Source organism: Limosilactobacillus avistercoris, from assembly GCF_014836425.1.
Lineage (GTDB): Bacteria > Bacillota > Bacilli > Lactobacillales > Lactobacillaceae > Limosilactobacillus > Limosilactobacillus agrestimuris.
Genome location: NZ_JACSQW010000006.1, coordinates 1 through 23,467 on the forward strand (window position 1 = coordinate 1; position 23,467 = coordinate 23,467).

The following is a 23,467-nucleotide window of genomic DNA, read 5'->3' on the forward strand; positions in this document are numbered from 1 at the left end:
TAACTGGCGCACACCAATCGAGATCTTCCTGCTTAATTTACGTCATTAAATTCGTTCAAGTTATTTCTTGCAATCTGTCATTTTGTTTATCAGTACTTCTTGACGAAGAACCTTTCGTTTAGTGATGAAAAGTGTTGATATATCCTAAAAAATAAGACTAGCCTGCTGGCTAGTCTTATTGATATTGTTGCTGGATTTGCTTTTTGGCTTTTCTTTTTCGACGGTAAGGCCGTTGAAGTAGGAAAAATCCTTAATTGCGTTCTCGGCGCTTAGCAGCTAAACCGAAACCAAAAAGTCCAGTAATTGCACCTAATACAGCAACTGCTACATTATTGTGGTTACCAGTTTGTGGCAATTGTTGAGCAGTTTGGCGAACTTGTTCACGGGTGGTAAACGTTGGTGTTGCCGTAGTTGCTACTGGAGAAGTAGTAGTAACATTAGCTGAAGCGCTATTGTTGGCTGTTACTGATGTAGCAGGGGTAACGTTGTCGTTATCACGGTTGTCTACCTGGTGGTCATTCTTGTTTGCTGAAGTTTGATCAGCGGACTTGTCATTAGAATTGCTTACTGGAGTGTCACCCTTGTCGGTCTTGCCTTGATCGGACTTACTATCTTCAGGCTTGCTTACTTGAGTGTCACCCTTGTCAGTCTTGCCTTGATCAGACTTACTATCTTCAGGCTTGCTTTCTGGAGTGTCACCCTTGTCAGTCTTGCCTTGATCAGACTTGCTGTCTTCTGGCTTGCTTGCTGGAGTGTCGCCCTTGTCAGTCTTGCTTTGATCAGACTTGCTGTCTTCTGGCTTGCTTACTGGAGTGTCACCCTTGTCAGTCTTGCCTTGATCGGCCTTGCTGTCTTCTGGCTTGCTTACTGGAGTGTTACCCTTGTCAGTCTCGCCTTGATTAGCCTTGCTGTCTTCTGGCTTGCTTGCTGGTGTGTTGCCTTCATCAGTCTTTCCAGCTGGCTTTTGACCTGGCTTGACAGCAGCTAAGACAGATAATTCAGCACTTAACTTGGTAGTTGAGCCATCAGGGAAGGTAACCGTAATGTCTTCAGTGTAGTTACCGACGTTCTTGATGTCGTTAGCAACCTTCTTAGCATCTGCCCAGTCAGCCTTGGTTCCTTCTGGAATGGTGTCAAGCTTGGATGAAGCCATCTTTAAGAAGGCTGAAGCGATGAGGCTTTGAGTTGGATCCTTAGCCATTGGGTTAGCAATTTCAACGACTGGTGCGGGATCACCAACATGGATGGTAACAATTGGCTTGAGGGATACGGACTCACCGTAAACCTTGGCGTCTGTGATCAAGGCATCCTTAGCCTTTTGTAAAGCAGCCTTGGTTTCCATTGCCTTAGTTTGCGCCGCCTTAAGATCCTTAGCGGTTTGTTCAGCCTTGGCCTTGGCATTCTTTAGGTCAGTGTTAGCTTGACTAAGCTTTGCTTGAGCGTCTTTGAGGGCTTTATTCGCAGCTTGAAGCTTGCTATCAGCATCCTTAACGGCCTTGTTTTGATCAACTAAAACAGTTGATTGGTGTTGAACCTTGCTTTGAGCATCTTGAAGGCTCTTGAGCTTGTTTTGAGCAATTTCAAGAGCGGTCTTGGCATTCTTTTGGGCGTCAGTAGCTTGCTTGAGAGCGGTTTGATCACTAGCTTGTTGCTTGGTTAAGTTAGTAACACGATCTCGATTCTTGTTTAATTGAGCTTGGAATTCTTCAATGTCATGTTGCAATTGAACTGGATTTCCAGCTTTTTGTTGTTCTTCGGCTAACTTGTTTTGCGCACTCTTTAGATTATCTTGTAAGTCAGCTTGCTTGCTCTTAGCTTGTTCAAGGACGTTGTTAGCTGCCTTCAAAGCATCGTTTGCTTGATCAGCCTTTGTTTGGGCAGTATTAAGGGCGGTCTTGGCATCATTGATTAACTTAGTGTGATCATTAGTTGGAATAGCAATTTCAACCCGGTTAGCTGGTTGGTTAATCAGTGTTGACGGGTCATCAAGACTAATAATGAAGTGGTGGGCTTTCATGTACTTCAGGTAAGCGGAGTTTGGATCCCCTTCAGAATCAAAGTGGAAACCACCTTCGTGCAAGTTCTTTTGGCCTGCCCAGTTGCTTACGTGATTTGTCGTGTCGTAGGTGTAAGAAACACCAAGGAAGATTCCACCGTTGTTAGGAGAAAAGTCAGACTCTGTCTTTGGATCAGCATAGTCAGCTGGGTAACGGATGCCTAAGATATCAGTGGTGTGACCAAATCCTTGATCGGCGTCATTAAAGAGTAAGCCCTTCAAAGCGTCGTAGATTCCATGTTGTAAGTCATCACGATTTAAGCCGTCATATGATGATACCCAAACACCGTCATCATTAAAGTTGACCTTGGCCATGGACATATCACCGGCCCATGATTCAAGGACGTTAGCACCCCACTTTTGACCAACCTTTTTAAGGCCATTGAAGTCGTGAGATGATTCCCATGGGTTCCACTTGTCAGTCCGATATTGGTTAACGACGTCTTGAGCAATGTCAACAGAAGCTTTGTTAATTTGATATAGTGGTGTTCCAAGTTGTTGACGAAGTGGGTTTACTAATTGAGCAGCGTATTGGCTAGCGTAAACCACATCATCATGAGAAAGGGTACCGTTGCTGTTAAAGTGAATAGCAACTTGCTTAGCTGCCGGATCAGACTGATATTGGTTGAGCTGCATGCTATCTTTAGATGCCTTAGCTAAGCCGTTGAAGTCAACGCCTTCGGTCTGGTCCGTGATGAAGGAATTGCCCTTGGCATCTTTCATCTTGTTGATGTAATCGGAGGTTGCTTTAAGGGTATTAACAGCGCCTTGCTTGTTTTCAATTTGCTTTAAATTGTTCTTAGCATTCTTTAAATCAGCGTTAGCTTGTTGAGCGTTTGCACTGGCAGTATCTACCTTGCCTTGAGCGATGGTAACTGCGTTGTTGGCTTCCTTCAAGTTTGCTTGATCTTGGTCAATTGTCTTTTGGATACTTTCAATAGTGTTTTGATGCTCTTTAACATCATTAAGATCTTTCTTTGCTTGATCCAGCTTATCAGTATCCTGTTCAACGGCCGTGTTGGCATTATCTAGATCAGTATTAGTTTGATTAAGGGCCTCTTGGGCTTTAGTAACATCATTAGTGGCCGTGTCAACCTTAGCTTGGGCATCGGAAACGGCTTGTTCAGCTTGGGCTTGAAGCTGGTTGATAGAATCAGTGTCGGCGTTATTCTTCTTAGCATCTTTAACAGCGGTATCGTAAGCGGATTGCGCTTGCTTTTGGTTAGCATTAGCCTTGTTAACAGCGTCCTGGGCCAGAGATTGTGCTTTAGTAGCTGAAGCAAGGTTGCTTTGTGCTGCTTGATCCGCACTTTGGGCCTTATTCAATTCAGCTTGAGCGCTCGTGTTAGCTTGATCGGCATTTGCATAAGCTTGCCGACTTTGGTCTTGTGCTTGCTTTAGGGTGCTAGCAGCTGGGCTAGGTTGTTGACTATTGTCACTGGTATTGTTAACAGTATCAGCATGAGCCGTGGTATTAGCAACAGCTCCAGCGGTAACTGCCATGGCAGCAACTGCGGTGGTGGTTAATGTTGACTTAATAAGTTTCTTTTTTGAAGACATAAAAAGAATTCTCCCCTTCTGTAATGGATGCCAGATCCACAAAATACGCCATTATTGTAGCATAAAGTTTGTTAATCAACTAGGAAAATTGTGGATTAATCCTAGTCTAATAGGATTAAAGGAAAAGTAGTGGGTAATTGAACTGTTACTTGTAGAAAAAAATCAACGTTTTTAATATTACCACTATAATCATCTAAGAATAATCATTATTCATATATTACCATAGTAATTAATAACTATATTTAATGCACATATGAACTTCTATCGTGTAAAAATCTTTCTTATTCTTAAGTAAGAACGGAGGACGCACGAATGAAGTCACTTCTAGGTAGCAATATACAAAAGCGGAGAAAGGCTGTTGGTATCTCTCAAGCTGAACTAGCCGAGAAGGCCGACATCTCAATCAACTTTCTTAGTAAACTAGAACGCAATAAATCAACTAGGGTTAGTAGTGATACCCTATACCTGATTGCTAAGGCACTGAACACTAGTATGGAATCATTAGTCGATAACATGCCCGCTCCCGAGAAGCAGGCAACTGGCCCTAAACAATCAGAATTAAACGCGCTATTAAATACTTATCCATTAAACGAAAGAGAAATGCTAAGTAGTTACATTATTGGTATATTAGAGAAGCGTCATTAATGACATAAATAAAGGATCCTGACTAACAGGATCCTTTTCTTTTTATCAACTTTCTGGAGCAGATTCCTTTTCCAGTTCCATTTCCTTTTTCTTGCGACGCCAGACCTCTTTCTTGGTTTCCCCGACAAAGAATGCTGACTCCAGCTCACTAACCGCTTGTACCACGCCGGGCTTAATCTTTTCAAGGTACTCACGCTTTGATTTTGGTAGTTTGGGATCAGACAATTGCTCATTAATCTTAATCAGTTCACGATACTTTTCATTTAAAAGTTCTTGTAGGTTAAGATGCGGTTTTGGCAGTACCGTCTTAGTAACTGTCTTAGCTTTAGGCTTAACAAGTTTAAGACTATGAAACTTAACCTTTGGTTGTTTGTGTTGATGAGTATGTTGAATTGGTACTGATAACTGTTTCTGGTTTTGATTTTGCTTTAGCTTAGCATTCCATTTAAGCCGCTGGTCAATCTGCTCCAGGCTTAATCCAAGTAACGTTGCTGTACGACCTGGCGTACCTCGGTACTCAAATGATAATGACTTGCGGAAGCCACCATCATGCCGTATCCATAAGTCATCACTGGACTTATTGGCATCACGATTGAGATAAATATTTTGCTGTAGGATTAGCTGTAGGAATTCCTGACGAGAAGTAGCTTGTTTTAAAGCAGACATCATTGTTTTCTTCATGTACTCCTTATTATCCACCGTTTTAGCATTTGCCTTAGATTTACCATAATGCTGCTTACCAACAGATGCTCCCATTGAATTGTGATCATGTTGCTTCTTGTTTGCCATTAATCGATCTTGAATAGCGGTACTACGATCATGTTTCAACATGAATTTCCTAGTCACCCTGTCATTTAAGTCTTGCATCTTCAGAGCGGATACACCTTTAGGAATACCTTTTCCATTAGCTCCTGGATTGCAGATATAAATGTGAGTATGAAGTAATCCAGACTTGCCATCAGCTTGTAACGCGATCACATACGGACGGTTAATCTTCTTTTCTTTTAACCAGGATTCAACAAATTCTTTACTAAGGTCAAAGGCTAAATCTTGGTCAGCTGCTTGTGTTGGATCAAATTCATCACGACTAAAACTAAGCCGAACTGAGTACAAGTGGTTCCGCAAACGATTAGCCTTGGCAATACGGCGCTCAGTTTCGGCGAAAAAGCTGCTTATATCAGGATAATTTGAGTCCACCATCAAATTTCGATCAGGACACTGGTCAGGGTTATGGCTTTGCTCACCAAGATACCCCATTGCTTGAATCAATGAGGTAGATGGTTCTACAAAGAGTACCGACATAGCTGCTCAACTCCTTCCTTTACTTGCTTCATGTCATGTTGAACATCCAGTAAGATTGATCGATCTTCATCAGTAAATTGACCAGTTGCTTGGACATTCTTCAGTAAGGCAAAAATAGCTTGGTCAATACGAGTTAAAGTCAGGATGTCCACTCGCTTGGTAAATTCCTTTAATAACTGCTCCAACTGTTCATTGGACATCTTGTACTTCGGTTCCAATAGTTTTTTCTTTAAATAGGTAGAAAGACTTTCACCGTTTGCTTTAGCAATTGCTGAAGTGTACAGGAAGTCTTGATTGGACAACCGGGTTGATACCCGTCTCTTTTCATCTTTCATTGGTCATATCTCCTTAAATTCTTGACTACTATGTTCTAGCAAGCAGGGCTAACTTGGAGCCACCTTTCAGTGGACATCCAGTAGCCATAATGTACAAAGGGCTTACGCCCCTTGACCCTTATCTTGACCACTTCCTTTTTTCTTATTCTTAGTTTGCTTACTAGCTTGTCCATTACCTTTGTCTTGTTGCTTACTGGTCATCTTCATAAACTCTTCAGCGTTAATCTTGGCCATCTTCCGATAGTTAAAATTACGCATGTTATGAAGTAGTCGGTCGTAAAGGCTATCTACTTTATCGTCCAACCGATGAATCTCAGCCACTAGTTCATCATGTTGTTGATCAATGATTCGTCCACGATTGACTGCTACCGTGAGTAAACTGATTGCCTTATTCACACTAGTGTCTGATTTCAACATCTCAGTAACCTGATTAGCAATTGCTTTAGCATACTCGTCTCCAGCTAAAGTATGAGTAGACTTGTCCAATTGCTCTAATCCTTCTTGGACTTGGACTGATTCTGCTGGAGTATTGGTAGACTTCTTGATATTAGCAACCCCAGCATTTACCACTGCTTCATGCTTACTTTGCTTTGTATTAATTGAATCCTGCAAAATTGCCAAAACATGATCATCATAAAGTGACGTTTTGCCATCCTTATCGACTGGCTGGATACCGTTATTCTTCAAATGACGCCGAATTGTCTTCACTGAGACCTTTAACTTCTTGGATAAATCTGTAACTGTATACATAAAACCGCTTCCTTCGTTTTTGATTATCTCTAGTTTAGTTGAATCGGAATCTTAAATGAGAAGCCAACTACTTGGTATCATTTTTGTGCAAGACAGATTGGCACACTTTTTGATATTTAAAACAGAAAAATAGCAGCTGACTCGTTGGCCAGCTACTAATACCATAAAAAGCAATTTTTTATGAAATGCACATAAAAAAATAGGCGTAAAGCCCATCAAATCAGTAGAAACAACCTTTTCCCGATGCAAGCTCATGCACACGCTTTTTCTATGTGCATAGCCGTGTGCATTATATTCCTAAATAAACAAAAATAATCCTTGATATACCTTCGTAAATCGTTGATATATCAAGGATTAATAAACTTTGTAAGTTTTAATTATGCTGACTAAAAGGCTCAAATCTACGACCTCATCCTTACACCACTGTAAGGGGTTATTCAAATTAATTATAAATTTAATGCGTTAGTTCTTGTATTGTGCATTTAAATACCTTATGTCATTATTCTTTTTCAAGATTAATATGTACCAGTGCATAGTTCCCCTCGCATTGTTATTGACAAATGTCGAGGTTACACAAATCTAATTTCCATTTCTATAAGTAAAAGCACCCAGCTTTTACACTGGATGCTTTCTTCATATGGCAAACATTTTGGCAAACAAACATGTTATTTTTAATGAGTTGGTCAAGTTTTAGCACTGCCAAAATGCCGATATATCGCGCTTCCAACTCTAAGTTACATTACAATTCTATTCGTACTCGATCGTCGAAGGTGGCTTACTCGTGACATCATAAAGGATGCGGTTAACGTGATCGACTTCGTTTACGATCCGGACAGAGATCTTTTGCAGAACATCCCACGGAATCTTAGCAAAGTCAGCAGTCATCCCATCAATTGAGGTAACGGCACGAATAGCAACCGCGTAGTCGTAAGTCCGACCGTCACCCATAACACCAACTGAACGAATCCCTGGCAAGACAGTGAAGTATTGCCAAATCTTTTCGTCTAAGCCGGCCTTCTTGATTTCTTCACGCAGGATTGCGTCACTTTCACGAACAATTTCAAGCTTTTCAGGAGTAATTTCACCAATTACCCGAATTCCTAAACCAGGACCTGGGAATGGTTGCCGCCAGACTAATTCGTGTGGGATCCCTAACTTTTCACCCAATTCACGGGTTTCATCCTTGAAGAGCTTCCGCAATGGTTCGATCAACTTAAAGCCAAGCTTCTTTGGCAATCCCCCAACATTATGATGGGACTTGATTGTTTGGGCAGTGTCAGTTCCGGATTCGATCACATCGGTGTACAAGGTTCCTTGAGCAAGGAAGTCCGCATCTGGAATCTTCTTCGCTTCTTCGTTGAAGACTTCAATGAATTCCTTACCAATAATCTTCCGCTTGGTTTCAGGATCGGTAACTCCCTTTAACTTACCAAGGAAGCGGTCAGAAGCATCTACCTTGATGATGTTAACACCAAGATCTTTATTTAACGCCTTCATGACTTGATCTGCTTCGTTCTTCCGCAGTAATCCGTGATCAACAAAGATACAAGTTAATTGGTCACCAATTGCCTTGTGGATCAAAACAGCAGTAACACTAGAATCAACCCCACCTGAAAGGCCAAGGATGACTTTCTTATCGCCGACTTCTTGACGAATATGTTCAATCTGAAGATCGATAAAGTCATCCATCGTCCAGTTATCCTTTGCGCCACAAACATCAAAGGCAAACCGCCGTAAAATGTCTAAGCCGTATTCGGAGTTCCGCACTTCAGCGTGGAATTGGATCCCGTAAAACTTCCGCTGATTATCAGCAATCGCAGAAATTGGGCAGTTCTTGCTAGTTGCAACAACTTCAAAGCCTTCTGGTACTTGAGTTACCAAATCACCGTGGCTCATCCAAACGTATTGCTTCTTTGGTAGTCCCTTGAACAAGACTGCGTTATCATCTAAGGCTTCAATGTCAGCCCGACCATATTCGGAATTATCAGCCTTTTCAACCTTACCGCCAAGGTCGTATGACATTAATTGCATCCCATAACAAATTCCTAAAATTGGAATACCTAACTTAAAGATCTCCGGATCAACCTTAAAGGCATCTGGATCATAGACACTGTTGGGACCACCAGAGAAAATAATCCCCTTAGGGTTAATCTGCTTAATCTCATCAGCAGTAATCTTATGCGATAGAAGTTCGGAATAAACTCCAAAGTCACGTAACCGCCGAGTAATCAATTGGTTATATTGACTACCGAAATCAAGCACGATGATCTTATCGAAAGCATCCAAGTTTAATTTTGCCACGTTGCCACTTCCCTTTTCTGATTTTTTCTTATTCTTAACATCATAGTTTACAAGCTAAACGATTAATGGTCAATGGTCATTATTAGTTCGTTTTTAAAATAGACAGCTCCTGGCATACTATTCAATAGATAGTGTGACAGGAGTCCTTTATTTATCCCCGTTTTAGGTAAATTCGATCAACAATATGGTTATTCGTTTTATGAAGGATAATGTTCGCCCGATTCCGGGTTGGTAAAATATATTCCGTTAAATTAGGAAGGTCGACCGTTTGCCAAACCTTTTTAGCCATTTTAAAAGCCTTCTCCCGTGGGCCCTTACTGTATGAGTAATAATAATTATCTGGATCCGTAAAGGCAGAGTTTAATAGCATCCCAAACCGTTGTAAGTACCATTCTTCAATCAATTGCGGATCAGCGTCAACGTAAATTGAGGTATCAAAATAATCACTGACGTAAATTTGTTGGTTTGATGGTAGCTGAAGTGTATTAATCCCTTCAACGATAAGAATATCAGGATGATCTATTACTAGTGGTTGATCGGGCATCACATCATAAACCTGGTGGGAATAAGTGGGAGCCTTTACTACAGACTTTCCTGCTTTAACATCATTCATAAATTGGAGCAGTTTTTCCATATCGTATGATTCTGGAAAACCTTTACGATCTAGAATCCCTTGCCGCTTTAACTCAGCATTAGGAAAGAGGAAGCCATCAGTCGTCATCAACTCTACCCGCTTGTCTGGTAATAACTTATTTAGCAAGATACTCAATAAACGAGCAATTGTGCTCTTACCGACAGCTACCGAACCAGCAATACCGATAATATAAGGTACGCGCTCAATTTTTTGGTGGAGGAAATTTGCCTTCTGCATCTGCCATTCCAAGTGTGTCTGGTAACGCAACTGTAATAATTTAATCAAGGGAAGGTAAATATCCTGCACATCTTCAATTGAGATTCGGTCATTAAGCGACTTAATATCATCTAGGTTTTCTTGACTCAAGCGAACAGTGTCAGTGGGAAAAAAGTTATGCCATTGCTGACGCTCAAAACGCTCATAGTTCATCCATTCATCCATAGTTACTGATTCCTTCATTATATAATGTAAGCGATTAACATTAATCATACCATATTTAGACTATTTTTACTTTTTAACGAATAGGGATTCAAAGCGTGGGTTTGCCAGACTTTGAATCCCTAATTTGAACAATCCATTCTTTAGTTTTTATGCCTGTCCTAAGTTACAAGACTTTCGTTTAATTACTAGGGAATGATGGTTGAGAATCTTGTAATTCTGGGGCGTCAGTTGAGTAATCATCATAAGTACTCTGATTACCATTCTGGGCCTTCACGCTTGTCTTGTGCTTCTTTTGATCCTTCTTGAGGTTCTTCAGACTCTTCTTCATGTTATAAGTATAGTCTTTCTTATTAACCTTCTTGAATCCTGGAAGCTTGTAGAAACGAAGAAGATCCCCATTCATTACCTTATCAGCCAATCCTAGTTCAGTAGTGACATACTTTTGAATCTTATCAATCTGTTTCTGTTCTTTTGCTGTCGGGTTCTTGATTTGTTTTCCGGTTGCGGTGTGGTAGTAATCACCATTGTACTTCGTATACTTAGGCGTTACCCAATCGCCGTTTCGGAACGGTACAATTTGGTTACGATCTTTAGAAAGAAGGTCCTGACCAAATTGAATGTACTTATCAGAGCTGATTCCTAATAGATCTTCCAGCGTTGGCAGAACGTCAATTTCACCACCATAAGTATGATCAATTCCACCCTTAAGACCAGGAGCATTAATCATAAATGGTACCTTTTGGAACATCGCTAAGTCATAATTAGTAATCTTCTTCTTACCCAAAATTTGAGCAATTGCAGGACGGTGGTTATTTGAAATCCCATAGTGGTCACCATAAAGAATAAGGACACTATTTTGCCGTAACCCAGACTTATCCAAGTAGTCTAAGAATTCACCAATTGATTGGTCAAGGTAATGGGCGGTTTGAATATAGTGATCAACCGTGTCATCCCCAGTCTTCCAAGCTTCAATTGAAGTATTCTTCTTATCAATAATGTATGGATAGTGGTTAGTTACCGTAATTAGCTTGGCATAGAATGGTTGAGGCAACTGTTCGATATAGTGCATTGATTCCTTCATGAAGATCTTATCCTTCAATCCGTAACCCAATTCTTGGTCCTTGACCTTTGGATAATACCCCTTACTAAAGAAGTACTGGTAACCAAAGGACTTATAGGCATTATCCCGGTTCCAGAAACTAGGAACATCACCGTGGAACGAAGCAGTAGTATAACCTAACTTTTGGTGTAACAATGCTGGTGCTGATTGGAAAGTGTTAGTGGTTCCATCAGTAACCATTGCTGAACCTTCTGGTAAACCGAATAATGAGTTTTCCAGCATCATTTCAGCATCCGCTGTCTTCCCCTGACCAACTTGGTGGAAGAAGTTATCAAACGCAAGAGTATTTGATGAGTGGTACAACTTATTCAAGTTTGGCATTACTTCTTGACCATTTTGCTTGTAGTCAATCATAAATTGCTGCAAACTTTCCAGGTGAATAACAAAGATGTTCTTCCCCCGTATCGTCCCCTCATACTCAATGTTCGGCTTAGCGTAGTTTTGCTTTAGGAACTTTTGAACTGGTTTTAGTTGCTCCTTATTTGCCTTAGCCTTAACCACACTATTATGGGTCGTCTTAACCCCGTCATAGATTGTATATACTTGCAACCCAAGGTACTTAACAATGTAGTTATTATCGAATGTCCGAGTCAACAATTGTGAACGGTTTGATTCCGCCATTCCCAAGTTAACACCGAATAAGACAAAGCCTAAAGCAGTGATTGTCATCGCATAACGGAGCTTGAAGTACCGCATATCAACTCGGATAACATGGAATAGTAATATCAGGGCCAAAATCACCACATCAGCATAAACCAGGAAGTCTTCAGGACGGATGATTCCTAAAATACTAGTCCCTAAATTATTAGAGGCTGCTCCTGACCCTTTAATAACATTGAAAGTGATGAAATCGGAAAATTCACGGTAGTACAAGATATTAGCAAACAACCACGTCGAAAGCAGAGCGTTAATGATTAACATTAACCAGTACGATAGCCGTCCCCTAAAATACAATGCGATCCCTAGAAACACTAAGGCACTGGGAATAGTATTAAACGCTAACAGAAAGTGCTGAACGCTTCCCTTAACCCCTAAGTTAAACTCAGTACTATATGCCCAGTAACTCTTGATTCCAAATAGGAGTACTACTAGCAGAAAAAAGCCTAGCTTGGTATTCAAGCCATGCCACAACTTCTGCAACGCTGTTTTCATAATCGTTCCTCCATTAAAAAATATCAATACTTACAATATTACAACAATTTCGCATGAGCAACCTTTAAAAACTTATTTCAAAAAAACTTTATAAATAGAGTGCGAGCCCCGACGAATTAGCACGCGGTTGACTAACCTAGCCTGATGAACGATGACTTGCATCGGAATCAGGCGTAGTTAGGCTCGAGCATGCGGTCGGGGCGAGCACGTTTCGACTCAGTTGTCTAGAACCCTATCTCAAGGAAATTCGGGCAAGCAGTTCTTGACGCAGTTGCAGTAGAAATTCAGGTGAGCTCATTTCAACTCAGTTTCAGTAGCTTTGCTTCTCTCACCAACAAGTTAGTAGCCAGAAAACTACTCATCCTTGCATAGGCTTTGATGAATCAATTTCTGGTTTACTCCAAATAAATCCCTCAAATCCTTAATTTTTGGTTGTATTTGCAATAAATCAATTTATACTAAGATAGGAAAAATATTGAGAGGAGAATTCTTAATGTCAAAACGGAAAGCAAACTTACTCCTATTAACAGTTGCCATTCTTTGGGGTGCAAGTTATATTTTTGTGCGAATGGCAATCAACGCCGGAATGCATTCGGGAATGATTAATGCCGTTCGGGGAACGATGTGTGTTGTTGGCTGTCTTGTGGTTTTCAGCAAGAGCATTCGTAAAATGACCTGGTTTGATTTCAAAGCTGGTCTACTAATGGGAATCACCAATTTTATTGCCTACTACCTACAAACTGATGGCCTTCGTTTTACTACACCAGCGAAAAATGCCTTTATTACTACAATGTACGTCGCCATTTCACCAATCCTTTTGTGGGTCTTCTGGCATGAACGGCCGCGACGGAAAACTTACTTTGTGATCCCGCTGGCTTTAGTTGGGATGGGCATTTTAACTAATGTTACGGCTAGTGGCCTAGCTCTTAATTACGGTGACCTTCTTACCTTGATTTCATCGATTTTCTGGGCTCTTCAATTAATCTTCTTCGGCAAAATTGCTTCTAAAGCTTCTAGCCCTTGGGTAACCATCTTTATGATCGGATTAATTCAAGGTGCAGCTGGCTGGGGAGTTTCCTTTGCGACCGAAGCCCAAACCTTTGCACATATTCACTGGCTTCAAGCCTTAATCCCGGTTGCCTTACTAGCAATCCTTGTTACCTTTATCGCCCAAGGTCTCCAAATCACCGCCCAAAAGTATACGGACGCCACATCTGCTGGCCTCCTCTTGATGCTTGAATCATTCTTTGCCAGTGTCCTTTCAGTTATTCTTGGTTATGACACGTTGACCCATTCCTTGATTCTTGGTGGGACAATCTTACTTCTTGCCAATGCCATTATGCAGACTGATCTTCACCGTCTCCCATTCCTTAAACGGGCAAATTAGTTGTTTTTTATTGGTATAATTGATACCCTGCAACTATCTTTTTTACCAGGGATTCCCTGGATGTCGAAAGGAGGAAGCTCATGAAGCTTTCCAAATCAACCGCTAACCTCTTCCTTGTTTTTGTAACAGTCCTCTGGGGAAGTACCTATATTTTCAATAAGATGGTGGTCAATGCGGGAATGCAGTCAGGAACCATCAATGCCGTCCGCGGTGCTATGTGTGTCATCGGTGGAATCATCCTATTCCACCGTCAACTACGCCAAGCCACCCGTTTTGATATCAAAGTCGGTCTGATCGTTGGAGTGGTTAACTTCTGTGGCTACTATTTACGGACGCTTGGTTTGCACTACACAACACCAGCCAAGAGTTCCTTTATCACCGTAACTTATGTCATCCTTACCCCACTTGTCCTGTGGGCCTTTTGGCATGAACAACCAAAGTTCAAAATCATCTTTGCCATCCCCCTATCACTCGCCGGAATGGCAATCTTAACCGGGATGACAACAAGTAATTGGGGACTCCAGTCAGGTGACCTGATCACTTTCCTCTCCGCCTTTTTCTGGGCATTCCAAATCATTATCTTCGGCAAGTATGCCAGTCGTGCCTCGAGCCCTTGGATTATCATTACCCTTATTGGTTTGGTTCAGGTAATATGTGGAACTCCATTGGCACTAACAATGGAGCGCGCATCCCTTACCCATGTCAACTGGCTTCAAGCTCTTCTTCCCCTGTTAATTGTTGCCGTTGTAATTACCTTTGCAGCACGGGGGATTCAAATTCGAGCACAAAAATATACGGATGCTACTTCCGCAAGCCTGATTTTGATGAGTGAATCATTTTTTGCAACTGTCATTTCCGTCCTTCTGGGCTATGATCAACTTTCACCACGTTTAGTTCTTGGTGGAATCTTAATTATCATGGCTAATGTAATCATGCAACTTGATTTCCGAAAGGTCAGACTGAAAACAGAAAATTAGATTTTAAAAGAAGCTGAGAATTAACTTTCTCGGAGGGACGATTGACTAACCTAGAACGATGAATGATGATGAAATCATCAGAGTCGTTCGTAGCCGAATAGGTTTGCTCCGCTGCGTTAAGCTCGAGTCACTCAGTTAATTCCCGCGATTAGACTCTATAAGTTCGGAAACTATTAGTGACAAAAAAGAGGGTGAGAAAAACAAAACGTTTTTTCTCATCCTCTTTTACATTATTCTCTCACAAGTGAATACAATTCTTCTGGGACGTCCTTTAGTAATGATGTTACTTCACCAACAGAAACCATCGTTAAGGAGTGCATTGCCCGAGATGCGATAGTGTAGAGGAGTTGCCGTTCAGAATCATCTGGATACTCCTTAGCATTGGTATTCCATGCAATTACGGCATCAAATTCCAATCCCTTTGCCAAGTATGATGGGACAATAATCACCCCATCAACTAACCGCTGATTTTCAGTCCGAATGAGAGTTGTCTTAACGTTTTGCCGTTTTAACTCATCATAGAGCTTTTCACAATCCTCAAGAGTCTTACCAATTACTGCAACAGCATCATGCTCTTTTTGGTACTTCTTTAGTGTTTTAACGACACTAGCTACTCCGGCAGCGTAATCACTAGCTTCAATTACCGTTGGCAGATCTCCATTACGATCAAACGCTTCAATTGCTTCACCATTAGTTAACAGGTGTTTTGTAAAATCAGTAATCTGCTTTGTGGACCGATAAGACTTAGTTAGTTGAACAACCTTAGTCTTTTCCGGATCAAACATCGTACTTAACTGCCGCAATAATGAACGACTATTTTCATGAGTAAAAATTGCCTGGTTCAAGTCACCAAGAAGGGTGAACCGTGCATGAGGGAACCGGAACTTCAAGTATGCGAGCTGGTACGCGTCATAATCTTGAACTTCATCAATAAAGACGTAGCGGATATCACGCTGTCCCTTCCTCCCGGTCATTAGATCGTAGAGGTAAAGATAAATAGTGATCCCATTAGCACTAATATTTCCCTGTTTGAGTTCCTCCTTAGTCTTTTCAACATAGGCTTGCCACTCATCAACTGTAATTCCAAACTTATCTAAGTCTAAAAGCTTCGGTGTTGCCCGAAGAAGGTGGATGAATTGAGCGTTGATGTTCAACCACAAATTATGGTCAATTGCCCGTTTTACAGGTGTGAGGGCTTGCATTACAATCTGCCGAGCTAAGAACTTGAACTGTTGATCCTCATCAGCAAACTCCCGTGGTTGGTTGCCCATCATGTCATCAATCTGCTCTTTACTTAAGTTTTGGACAGCTTCTTCAACCCACTTACTACGCATTTCCACGCTAATCCGGTGGTTTAGGTACTTAATCAATGCCTCTTTAGTACCATCGAGGCGGTTTCCAAGATTGTAATTATTATTAAATGAGTAGTAAATCTCTTTAATCTTTTCCTTACTAATGAAGACCTTTCCCCGGAACATCAGGTTACGGAAACGCATATTTGCCTTACCAAGATGCTTAGCGTAACGGCCAGTTGCCTTGAAGTAAGCTAAACTCGTCGTTAATGCAACGGCCTTTTTAGTCGTGGGATCCTGACTACTTTCAAATCGTTGTGCCAAAGTTTGGACATGAAGTCGTGGCACCCGCCGATTAGCAAATTGGTAGTAGGTCATTTGAACCATATTGTGTTCCCCAAGTTCTGGTAATACTTGGTCAATATAGTCATTAAAAAGTTGGTTTGGTGAGAAGAGGACGACTTGAGATGAACTTAGATTTCCCCGGTAACGGTACAAGAGCCATGCAACCCGTTGCAAGACCGCGGCAGTCTTTCCGGAACCAGCAGCCCCTTGAACAAAGAGGAGATCATCTTTAGTGTCCCGGATAATCTCATTTTGTGTCCGTTGAATCGTGGTTACGATACTCTTCATCTTGGTACTAGAGTGGTTTCCTAAGGCTTCCAAGAGCATTTGGTCCCCAACCTGTTCATCAGTATCAAAGATCGTTACGATTGTCCCGTCCTCAATCTGGAATTGTCGCTTTAAAGTCATGTTAACTTCTTGGGTCCCAACAGGAGTCTCGTAGCTGACATCCCCCAATTTACCTTCATAGTAAATTGATGAGATCGGTGCCCGCCAGTCATAAACCAAGAAATGATCTGGTCGATCACTAAAGGACGCTAACCCAATATAGACAGTTTCGGGCTTTTCTGCCCCCTTTTCTTGGAAATCAATCCGGGCAAAGTAAGGCTTCTTCTCTAATCTCTTTAGGGTTGAAAGGTGATCGGCAGCGTGTTGCCAGCTATTTCGCCGTTCATCTAACATCTGTTGCTGGGCGCGGAACGACATTGCCGTATCCATCATCCCAGAATAGGTCGTGGTGTTTAGGTGAATGTCATCGATCTGCTTATTGATCCCTTTAATGTCTGTGTGGGCAGTTTGGATCTTCTTTTCGGCCTTATCCTTAGCCTGTTCGATCTTATCAATAACATGATCTAGATGTTGTTGTTCAAATTCTTGTACTGACTGTTCGGTCACACTCTCTACCTCCATTCGTAGAATCGTCTTACTATTATATCATTGATAACGGACTGACCGAAGAAATATCGCTTCTTCGCCGACGAATGCTAAATTATCTTTAAATATTATAGATAATCATCACTTTTGAAAACGGAATGAAGGTAAAATAGTGTAATAACTCGACTTAGAAAGGAGCCTTGTCGATTGGCAAACTTATTTTATATTTTGACCCATATTGCTGAAGTCATCATTCCAATGTTTGAATGGCTCGGTCCATGGAGCTATGTTTTGCTCTTTACAATCATTTTTATGGAGACCGGGCTAGTTGTCTTTCCCTGGCTCCCGGGGGAATCACTGATTTTCCTCACCGCTTCATTCATCGCCTTTCACCCAGTTCTCAAATTAGAGATTGTGATCCCGGTCTTCTTCTTTGCGGCCTTTATTGGCGATACTGTAAACTACTTCATTGGCCGCTCACTCTCAAGGTGGCAATGGCTCTCAAAGCGGGTGAATGGCCCAGGAATGGTAAAAGCCCACCGATTGTTAGAAAAGCACGGGGTTAAAACCGTTGCCTTTGGGCGCTTTGTTCCTTTAATTCGGACTTTTATCCCACTCATCGCTGGGACGATGCGCTTTGACTTTCGCCGATTTATGATCGGTAACCTTATCGGGGTCATTGTTTGGGTTTTAGCTGCCAGTTTAGTTGGCTATTACTTCGGTAGCATCCCATTCGTTAAGGAACACTTCTCACTCATCATCCTTATTTTTGTCGTTGCTGCCTTGTCAATTGTTGCCATACTAGCGCTCATCCGCCACTTCCGGCGAAAGATTCTTAAACGAAATAAAATGCTCTAGCCAGCCTTTGTCATGGTTCACACTCCCCATGAAAGCATGGTAAAATAGTAGATAATTGTAATTACGTAAAGGAGCTGGTTAAGTTGGCAATAACTGTCTACTTTGTTCGTCATGGTCAAACCTACCTCAATCGTTACAACCGGATGCAAGGATGGTCTGACGCTCCCCTAACTGAAAAGGGGATTGAGGATGCTAAACGTGTTGGAAAGGAACTAGCAAAGATTAAATTCGACTACATCTTCAGTAGCGATCTTTCACGAGCTGTTAACACCGCGCGCTTACTCCTCGCTGCCGACCCAAATACTGACATTAAAGAACCAATTCAAGAACCAGCATTTCGTGAAATCTTCTTTGGCTTCTTTGAAGGAGCAAATGGTGGCGCAGTAGCAGATATTGTCGGTGGAAAGTACGGTTATCATACCTTCTCACAAATGGCTGCCGGTTGGGGAACAGATGAATTAAAGGACCGGATTGCTAAAGCTGATCAATATGGTGATGCTGAAGATGCACAGCGTTTTTGGCAACGAATGAATAAAGGATTTAACCGGCTTCGTAACCTACCAGACGGTTCCGTTGCTGTTGTTGTTTCACATGGGGCTGCAATTCGTTCGATAGCCGATCATTACCTTGAAGGCGTCGACCAAAACGTTTCGCCACGTAACGGTAGCATCATGAAAATGACACTAACTGATACTGATACACATGTAGACTTTTATAATCAACTTCACATTCCTGATAAATAAAATAACTGAATTAAAAGGGGGAACACTACTTTTCAATGGATAACATACAAACTGAAGAACCAGTATTAATCACTGGATTAAATACCGAACAAGAAGACTTCGATTATTCAATGACAGAGCTTGCTGAATTGGCTCAGGCTAACCATATGGAAGTCGTTGACCGGATCGACCAAGCAATCGATCGTCCTAACCCAGCCACTTATTTTGGGAGTGGTAAGGTAGATGAAATCAAGGAAGCAGTTTTAGCTGAAAACATTTCAACCGTCATTACTAATGACGAATTAACACCTAGTCAATTGCGGAACTTAGAAGATGAACTTGGTTGCCGGGTTCTTGACCGGACAGCATTAATTCTTGAAATCTTTGCTGAACGTGCCCAATCAAAAGAAGCCAAGCTGCAAGTTCAAATTGCCGAACTCCAATACCGACTACCACGTCTTCAAACCAGTGCTAACCAACGACTTGATCAGCAAACTGGTGGTGGGAGTGGCTTTACTAACCGTGGTGCTGGTGAAACTAAACTGGAAATGAACCGGCGAACAATTCAGAATTCAATTAGTCACCTACGAAAAGAATTAAGGGCAATCGATCGTTCTGAAGAGGTTAAACGGAAGCAACGAGATAAAAGCGCGATTCCGACTGCTGCCCTTGTTGGTTACACCAACGCTGGCAAGTCAACCATCATGAATGGTCTCGTTGAAAAATATGGTGTTGGTGAAGATAAGACTGTTTTTGAAAAAGACATGCTCTTTGCCACCCTGGATACTAGTGTTCGTCAGTTAACACTACCCGACCAAAAACGTTTCCTCCTTAGTGATACTGTTGGGTTCGTAAGCAAGTTACCAACTCACCTTGTCGAATCATTCAAGTCAACATTGGCTGAAGCAGCAAATGCTGATCTCTTAATTCAAGTGATCGACGCATCTGATCCCCACTATGAGGACATGATGAAGACTACCGAGAAGACGTTGAAACAGATTGGAATTGAAAATATCCCAATGATCTATGTTTTCAATAAGGCAGATAAAACTGACATGGAATACCCCGTTCTGGAAGGTGACGATCAGGTCGTAATTTCCGCTAAAGATGATGAGTCACTCGATCTTCTTGTGTCTACCATTAGGAAACACCTTTTCAAAGACTACGTTAAAACTAAAATGCTGATTCCATTTGCGGATGGTAATGTTGTTTCCTACCTTAACGAAAATACTAATATTTTAAATACTGAATACCAAAACAGCGGGACAATTCTTACTGTTGAGCTCTCGCAAAAAGATTACGATAAATACCAAAAATACGTTATTCATTAAATGAAACAAGGCTTGGAAATTGATTTCCAAGCCTTGTTTTACTTTTCTAAAACTTATAGAGTCTAATCAACCAGAGCCTTAAAGGCTAATCTTCAGCTTCTTATTTATGCTGTCCTGCGGTTAATCATCCCGATAATCCAGGAGACAATTAATACTAAGACTACAGCCCCGATAATTGAAGGGACAATCGCCATTCCGGCAACTTGTGGTCCCCAGGAGCCTAAAATTGCTTCCCCGAGTGACGAACCAACTAATCCGGCAATTATATTACTAATGACTCCCATCGATCCTCCACGATGAGTAATCGCTCCAGCAATCAATCCGATAATTCCACCAACAATTAATACCCAAATCCAGTGTAACATTAGTATTCCCTCCTTTTTATTCAGCTAGTTTAGCTTTTTCCTTGGCAGCCTTTTTCTTTAATTTTTCTGCCTTTGCTTGCGCCTTACCATGTATCGCTTGGACTTTTCCTTCTGCCTCACGGACCTTGTCCTGAGTCAGCTTGCCTTCAACCTGTTTCAGTTTTCCGGCAACTCTATTTTTAATACTTTTCTTGCTAGTCATAACTGACTCTCCTTTCGTCTATTTGAGTGACTGTGGCTAGTAACTTTATTTGATAGTTCAATCATAACAAGAAGCGGTTTTATTGGCGACACCTTGTCACTCTACTTATGAAATCATTAATACTTATTAGCTTTTTATTAAGGAGCACAAAAAGCGTAGAAATACCGTTAAAGCAGCATTCCCACGCTTTTCATCTACCATTATGTTTATCAATTATGAATTAAAAACGAACTTCATTTTTAACGTTTTTGCCTTCAACAATTGCCACAATATTATTTAAACTAACCTGAACCATATTACGAACAGCCGTATCAGTCATAAAAGCAACGTGAGGTGTAACAACCACATTCGGCATCTTGACTAATTCTTTAAAATCAGCTGGAACATCTTCTGGAGCAACTTTCTTACTAAAGTAAGTTGTTTCATCACCTAATGTATCAAGGCCAGCTCCACCAATTTCGTGGTTCTTCAATGCATCAATCAGATCGGCAGTATTGACTACCTTTCCCCGAGCCATATTAATAAGAAGAGCATTATTCTTCATTTTCTTAAACTGTGGAGCTGCAAACATATTCTCTGTACTTGAAGTCAACGGAACGTGAAGAGTAATAATGTCGGCTTCTTTTAGTGCAGTTTCTAAGTCGACAAATTCATCCACGTATGGAGCGTAAACGACGCTGGTTGCCCGGGTAACCGCAATCACTCGCGCGCCGAGGGCCTTATAGATTTGGGCAGTTGCCCCACCAATATGTCCAAGGCCAACAATGGCAACGGTTTGGTTATAGATTTCATCACTAACCAAGTCCTTACTCCAACGAAAGTCTGCATCATTTACCATCCGTTGCTTAAATTCGCCAATCTTCCGTAAGAGGTACATTGCGTGAGTTAACCCCATCTCAGCAATTGCCCGTGGTGAATAAATAGAAACATTGGTAATCTTTAAGCCATTTTTCTTTGCCAAATCTAGATCAAACATATCGTACCCTGCCGTCCGGGTTGATAATTGTTTAATCCCAAATTGCTTTAATTTAGCATAAATCGCTGGATCATCAATCTTACTGGTTTGTAAAACAGAAATTCCGTCGTAACCATTAACTAAATCAACGTTTGCTGAACTAAGTTGATCCTCAACGATCTTAACTTCATTTCCTGTTTTTTCTGCCCACTCTTTAGCATAAGGGACTTCCTTATCATCGACGCCAAACATAATTAACTTCATTTTGTAATCCCATCCTTTTTGTAAGCTTTTTTAACCGTAAGTGCTTACATTGTCTATTTAATATTATACAGGATTTCCTAAATAATTTAAAAAGTTAAGGATAAGCTTAAACTAATCCTCAACTTTTACATTAATTTTTATATTAATTATGCTGCATTAGTTTCACGATGAGCCACAAAATCGCGTTGAATTAATATTGAAACAGCCATCGCCAAAGCATCAATAACCACAAAAACAATCAAGGTAACGTAGTAATTATGTAACACTTGGTGGGTATAGGAGAGAAGGAGCGGTCCAACCATCCCCGCAACTGCCCAAGCGGTTAAAATGTATCCATGAATTGCGCCTAACTCCTTAGTTCCAAAGACATCACCAAGATATGCCGGAATTACTGAGAAACCAGCACCATAGCATGACATTAAGAAGCACAGAGCCAGTGCAAAGATAAACGGTACTTTGAAGAATAGTAGAATGAAGAGCATCACAATATCAAGAATAAAAATTAAGCTATAGGTAAGTGGCCGACCAATAAAATCAGACAAAGTTGCCCAGGCAAGCCGACCAAAGCCATTGAATAACCCAATAATTCCCACCATTACTGCAGCTGTACTAGCAGTCATCGCAGTCATATTTTGAGCCATTGGAGATGCTGCAGAAACCAAACCAATTCCCGTGGTGATGTTAATAAAGAACATGAACCATAAGAAGGCGAATGTCCTTGTTCTTAAAGCCTGATTGGCAGTTAGTTCCTGACCAGTTAAACTTACTCGTTGGGCGTTTTGAGCAATTGCTTGCGGTAATTCATGTGGCCGTGGCTTTTTAATAAACTGAGCCGCAATAATCATAACGACAAAATAAAATGTTCCTAGAATATAGAAGGTATTAACAATTCCTACATTAGCCATTAGGTTTTGGGCAACAGGTCCAGTAAGCATTGCTGCAAATCCAAATCCCATAATAGCTAAGCCTGTAGCAAGTCCTCGCTTATCTGGAAACCACCGGACAATCGTGGAAACCGGAGTAACATAGCCAGAGCCTAAACCTAAACCACCAATTACTCCATAGGCTAAATAAAGCAGCCATAGATGATGTGATTGAATGGCCAAACCGGTTAAGGCAATTCCACTTCCGTAACAAATACTAGAAATTGTCCCAGTAACACTAGGTCCGAACTTTTCAACCAATCGTCCCATAAAAGCAGCTGACATTCCTAAGAAAAAGATTGCCAAACTAAACGCGAATGATACTGAGGTTTCCTTCCAACCAGTATATGCTGAGATTGGCTTCGTAAATACACTCCAAGCATATACACCACCAATCATTAAATGAAGAATTACCCCGGCAAGCGCAACACCATACCTGTTTCTTGTCCCTGTCATCCTCTGCACTTCCTTATGATAAATTACGAACATTATTTTAAAATTTATATATTTTGTTCGCTGTTTAAAAATAACATAGAGGATCATAAGAAACAATAGGATAAATCCGAACTTTATAAAATAGCCGAAAAAAATAGCGTAGCAGCCAACTACCACGCTATCTTATTTTGATTTTTAAAAAGTAAAGAGACTGGACTAAATTTCCAGCCTCTTTATTTATG

18 protein-coding genes are annotated in these 23,467 nt (G+C 41.1%); 6 read left to right on the forward strand and 12 right to left on the reverse strand.

The window, feature by feature from the left end:
* Nucleotides 1-250: 250 nt before the first annotated feature.
* Nucleotides 251-3,616, reverse strand: a complete 3,366-nt coding sequence (locus tag H9564_RS03245) for an SEC10/PgrA surface exclusion domain-containing protein (protein ID WP_191684106.1) — start codon at nucleotides 3,614-3,616, stop codon at nucleotides 251-253.
* Between the two features lie 312 nt (nucleotides 3,617-3,928).
* Between H9564_RS03245 and H9564_RS03250 the strand changes: the two genes are divergently transcribed.
* Nucleotides 3,929-4,261 carry a helix-turn-helix domain-containing protein gene (locus H9564_RS03250; RefSeq protein ID WP_191684107.1) on the forward strand — a complete coding sequence of 111 codons (333 nt, stop codon included), beginning with the start codon at nucleotides 3,929-3,931 and terminating at the stop codon, nucleotides 4,259-4,261.
* A 45-nt stretch (nucleotides 4,262-4,306) separates the two neighbouring features.
* Here H9564_RS03250 and H9564_RS03255 read toward each other — a convergent pair whose 3' ends face one another.
* The 6 genes from H9564_RS03255 to H9564_RS03280 all read right to left on the reverse strand — a co-directional run bounded on the left by H9564_RS03255 (nucleotide 4,307) and on the right by H9564_RS03280 (nucleotide 12,296).
* The gene (locus H9564_RS03255) at nucleotides 4,307-5,563 is read right to left on the reverse strand and encodes a hypothetical protein (protein WP_191684108.1); all 1,257 of its coding nucleotides are present in this window, start codon (nucleotides 5,561-5,563) and stop codon (nucleotides 4,307-4,309) included.
* Nucleotides 5,545-5,898 carry a hypothetical protein gene (locus tag H9564_RS03260; RefSeq protein ID WP_191684109.1) on the reverse strand — a complete coding sequence of 118 codons (354 nt, stop codon included), beginning with the start codon at nucleotides 5,896-5,898 and terminating at the stop codon, nucleotides 5,545-5,547. Before H9564_RS03260 ends, H9564_RS03255 begins: the two co-directional genes overlap by 19 nt.
* 102 nt (nucleotides 5,899-6,000) lie before the next feature.
* Entirely contained in the window at nucleotides 6,001-6,648 is a 648-nt protein-coding gene (locus tag H9564_RS03265; RefSeq protein ID WP_191684110.1) for a helix-turn-helix domain-containing protein, read from the reverse strand.
* A 747-nt stretch (nucleotides 6,649-7,395) separates the two neighbouring features.
* Entirely contained in the window at nucleotides 7,396-8,949 is a 1,554-nt protein-coding gene (gene guaA / locus H9564_RS03270; RefSeq protein ID WP_191684111.1) for a glutamine-hydrolyzing GMP synthase, read from the reverse strand.
* Nucleotides 8,950-9,100: 151 nt separating this feature from the next.
* Entirely contained in the window at nucleotides 9,101-10,024 is a 924-nt protein-coding gene (gene coaA / locus H9564_RS03275; RefSeq protein ID WP_191684112.1) for a type I pantothenate kinase, read from the reverse strand.
* A 178-nt stretch (nucleotides 10,025-10,202) separates the two neighbouring features.
* Complete coding sequence (locus tag H9564_RS03280) at nucleotides 10,203-12,296, reverse strand: LTA synthase family protein (RefSeq protein ID WP_191684113.1); 2,094 nt, start codon at nucleotides 12,294-12,296, stop codon at nucleotides 10,203-10,205.
* A 493-nt stretch (nucleotides 12,297-12,789) separates the two neighbouring features.
* Here H9564_RS03280 and H9564_RS03285 point away from each other — a divergent pair, with 493 nt between their 5' ends.
* Complete coding sequence (locus H9564_RS03285) at nucleotides 12,790-13,683, forward strand: DMT family transporter (protein WP_191684114.1); 894 nt, start codon at nucleotides 12,790-12,792, stop codon at nucleotides 13,681-13,683.
* Nucleotides 13,684-13,763: 80 nt separating this feature from the next.
* The gene (locus H9564_RS03290) at nucleotides 13,764-14,660 is read left to right on the forward strand and encodes a DMT family transporter (RefSeq protein ID WP_191684115.1); all 897 of its coding nucleotides are present in this window, start codon (nucleotides 13,764-13,766) and stop codon (nucleotides 14,658-14,660) included.
* A gap of 230 nt (nucleotides 14,661-14,890) precedes the next feature.
* Here H9564_RS03290 and helD read toward each other — a convergent pair whose 3' ends face one another.
* Nucleotides 14,891-17,206, reverse strand: a complete 2,316-nt coding sequence (gene helD, locus H9564_RS03295) for an RNA polymerase recycling motor HelD (protein WP_191684116.1) — start codon at nucleotides 17,204-17,206, stop codon at nucleotides 14,891-14,893.
* A gap of 171 nt (nucleotides 17,207-17,377) precedes the next feature.
* Between helD and H9564_RS03300 the strand changes: the two genes are divergently transcribed.
* The 3 genes from H9564_RS03300 (at nucleotide 17,378) to hflX (ending at nucleotide 20,081) form a co-directional block, all read left to right on the forward strand.
* Nucleotides 17,378-18,028, forward strand: a complete 651-nt coding sequence (locus tag H9564_RS03300; RefSeq protein ID WP_191684117.1) for a DedA family protein — start codon at nucleotides 17,378-17,380, stop codon at nucleotides 18,026-18,028.
* A gap of 83 nt (nucleotides 18,029-18,111) precedes the next feature.
* A complete protein-coding gene (locus tag H9564_RS03305) occupies nucleotides 18,112-18,771 on the forward strand; it encodes a histidine phosphatase family protein (protein ID WP_191684118.1) in 660 nt (219 codons plus the stop codon).
* A gap of 35 nt (nucleotides 18,772-18,806) precedes the next feature.
* Nucleotides 18,807-20,081: a GTPase HflX gene (gene hflX / locus H9564_RS03310; protein WP_191684119.1), complete on the forward strand. Its 1,275-nt coding sequence runs from the start codon at nucleotides 18,807-18,809 to the stop codon at nucleotides 20,079-20,081.
* A 104-nt stretch (nucleotides 20,082-20,185) separates the two neighbouring features.
* Here hflX and H9564_RS03315 read toward each other — a convergent pair whose 3' ends face one another.
* From H9564_RS03315 to H9564_RS03330, 4 genes are all read right to left on the reverse strand, one after another.
* Nucleotides 20,186-20,446: a GlsB/YeaQ/YmgE family stress response membrane protein gene (locus H9564_RS03315; RefSeq protein WP_191684120.1), complete on the reverse strand. Its 261-nt coding sequence runs from the start codon at nucleotides 20,444-20,446 to the stop codon at nucleotides 20,186-20,188.
* Between the two features lie 16 nt (nucleotides 20,447-20,462).
* Nucleotides 20,463-20,648, reverse strand: a complete 186-nt coding sequence (locus H9564_RS03320; RefSeq protein ID WP_191684121.1) for a CsbD family protein — start codon at nucleotides 20,646-20,648, stop codon at nucleotides 20,463-20,465.
* 220 nt (nucleotides 20,649-20,868) lie between these two features.
* Complete coding sequence (locus tag H9564_RS03325; protein WP_191684122.1) at nucleotides 20,869-21,867, reverse strand: D-2-hydroxyacid dehydrogenase; 999 nt, start codon at nucleotides 21,865-21,867, stop codon at nucleotides 20,869-20,871.
* A 146-nt stretch (nucleotides 21,868-22,013) separates the two neighbouring features.
* Nucleotides 22,014-23,246: an L-lactate MFS transporter gene (locus tag H9564_RS03330; protein ID WP_191684123.1), complete on the reverse strand. Its 1,233-nt coding sequence runs from the start codon at nucleotides 23,244-23,246 to the stop codon at nucleotides 22,014-22,016.
* Between the last annotated feature and the right edge of the window lie 221 nt (nucleotides 23,247-23,467).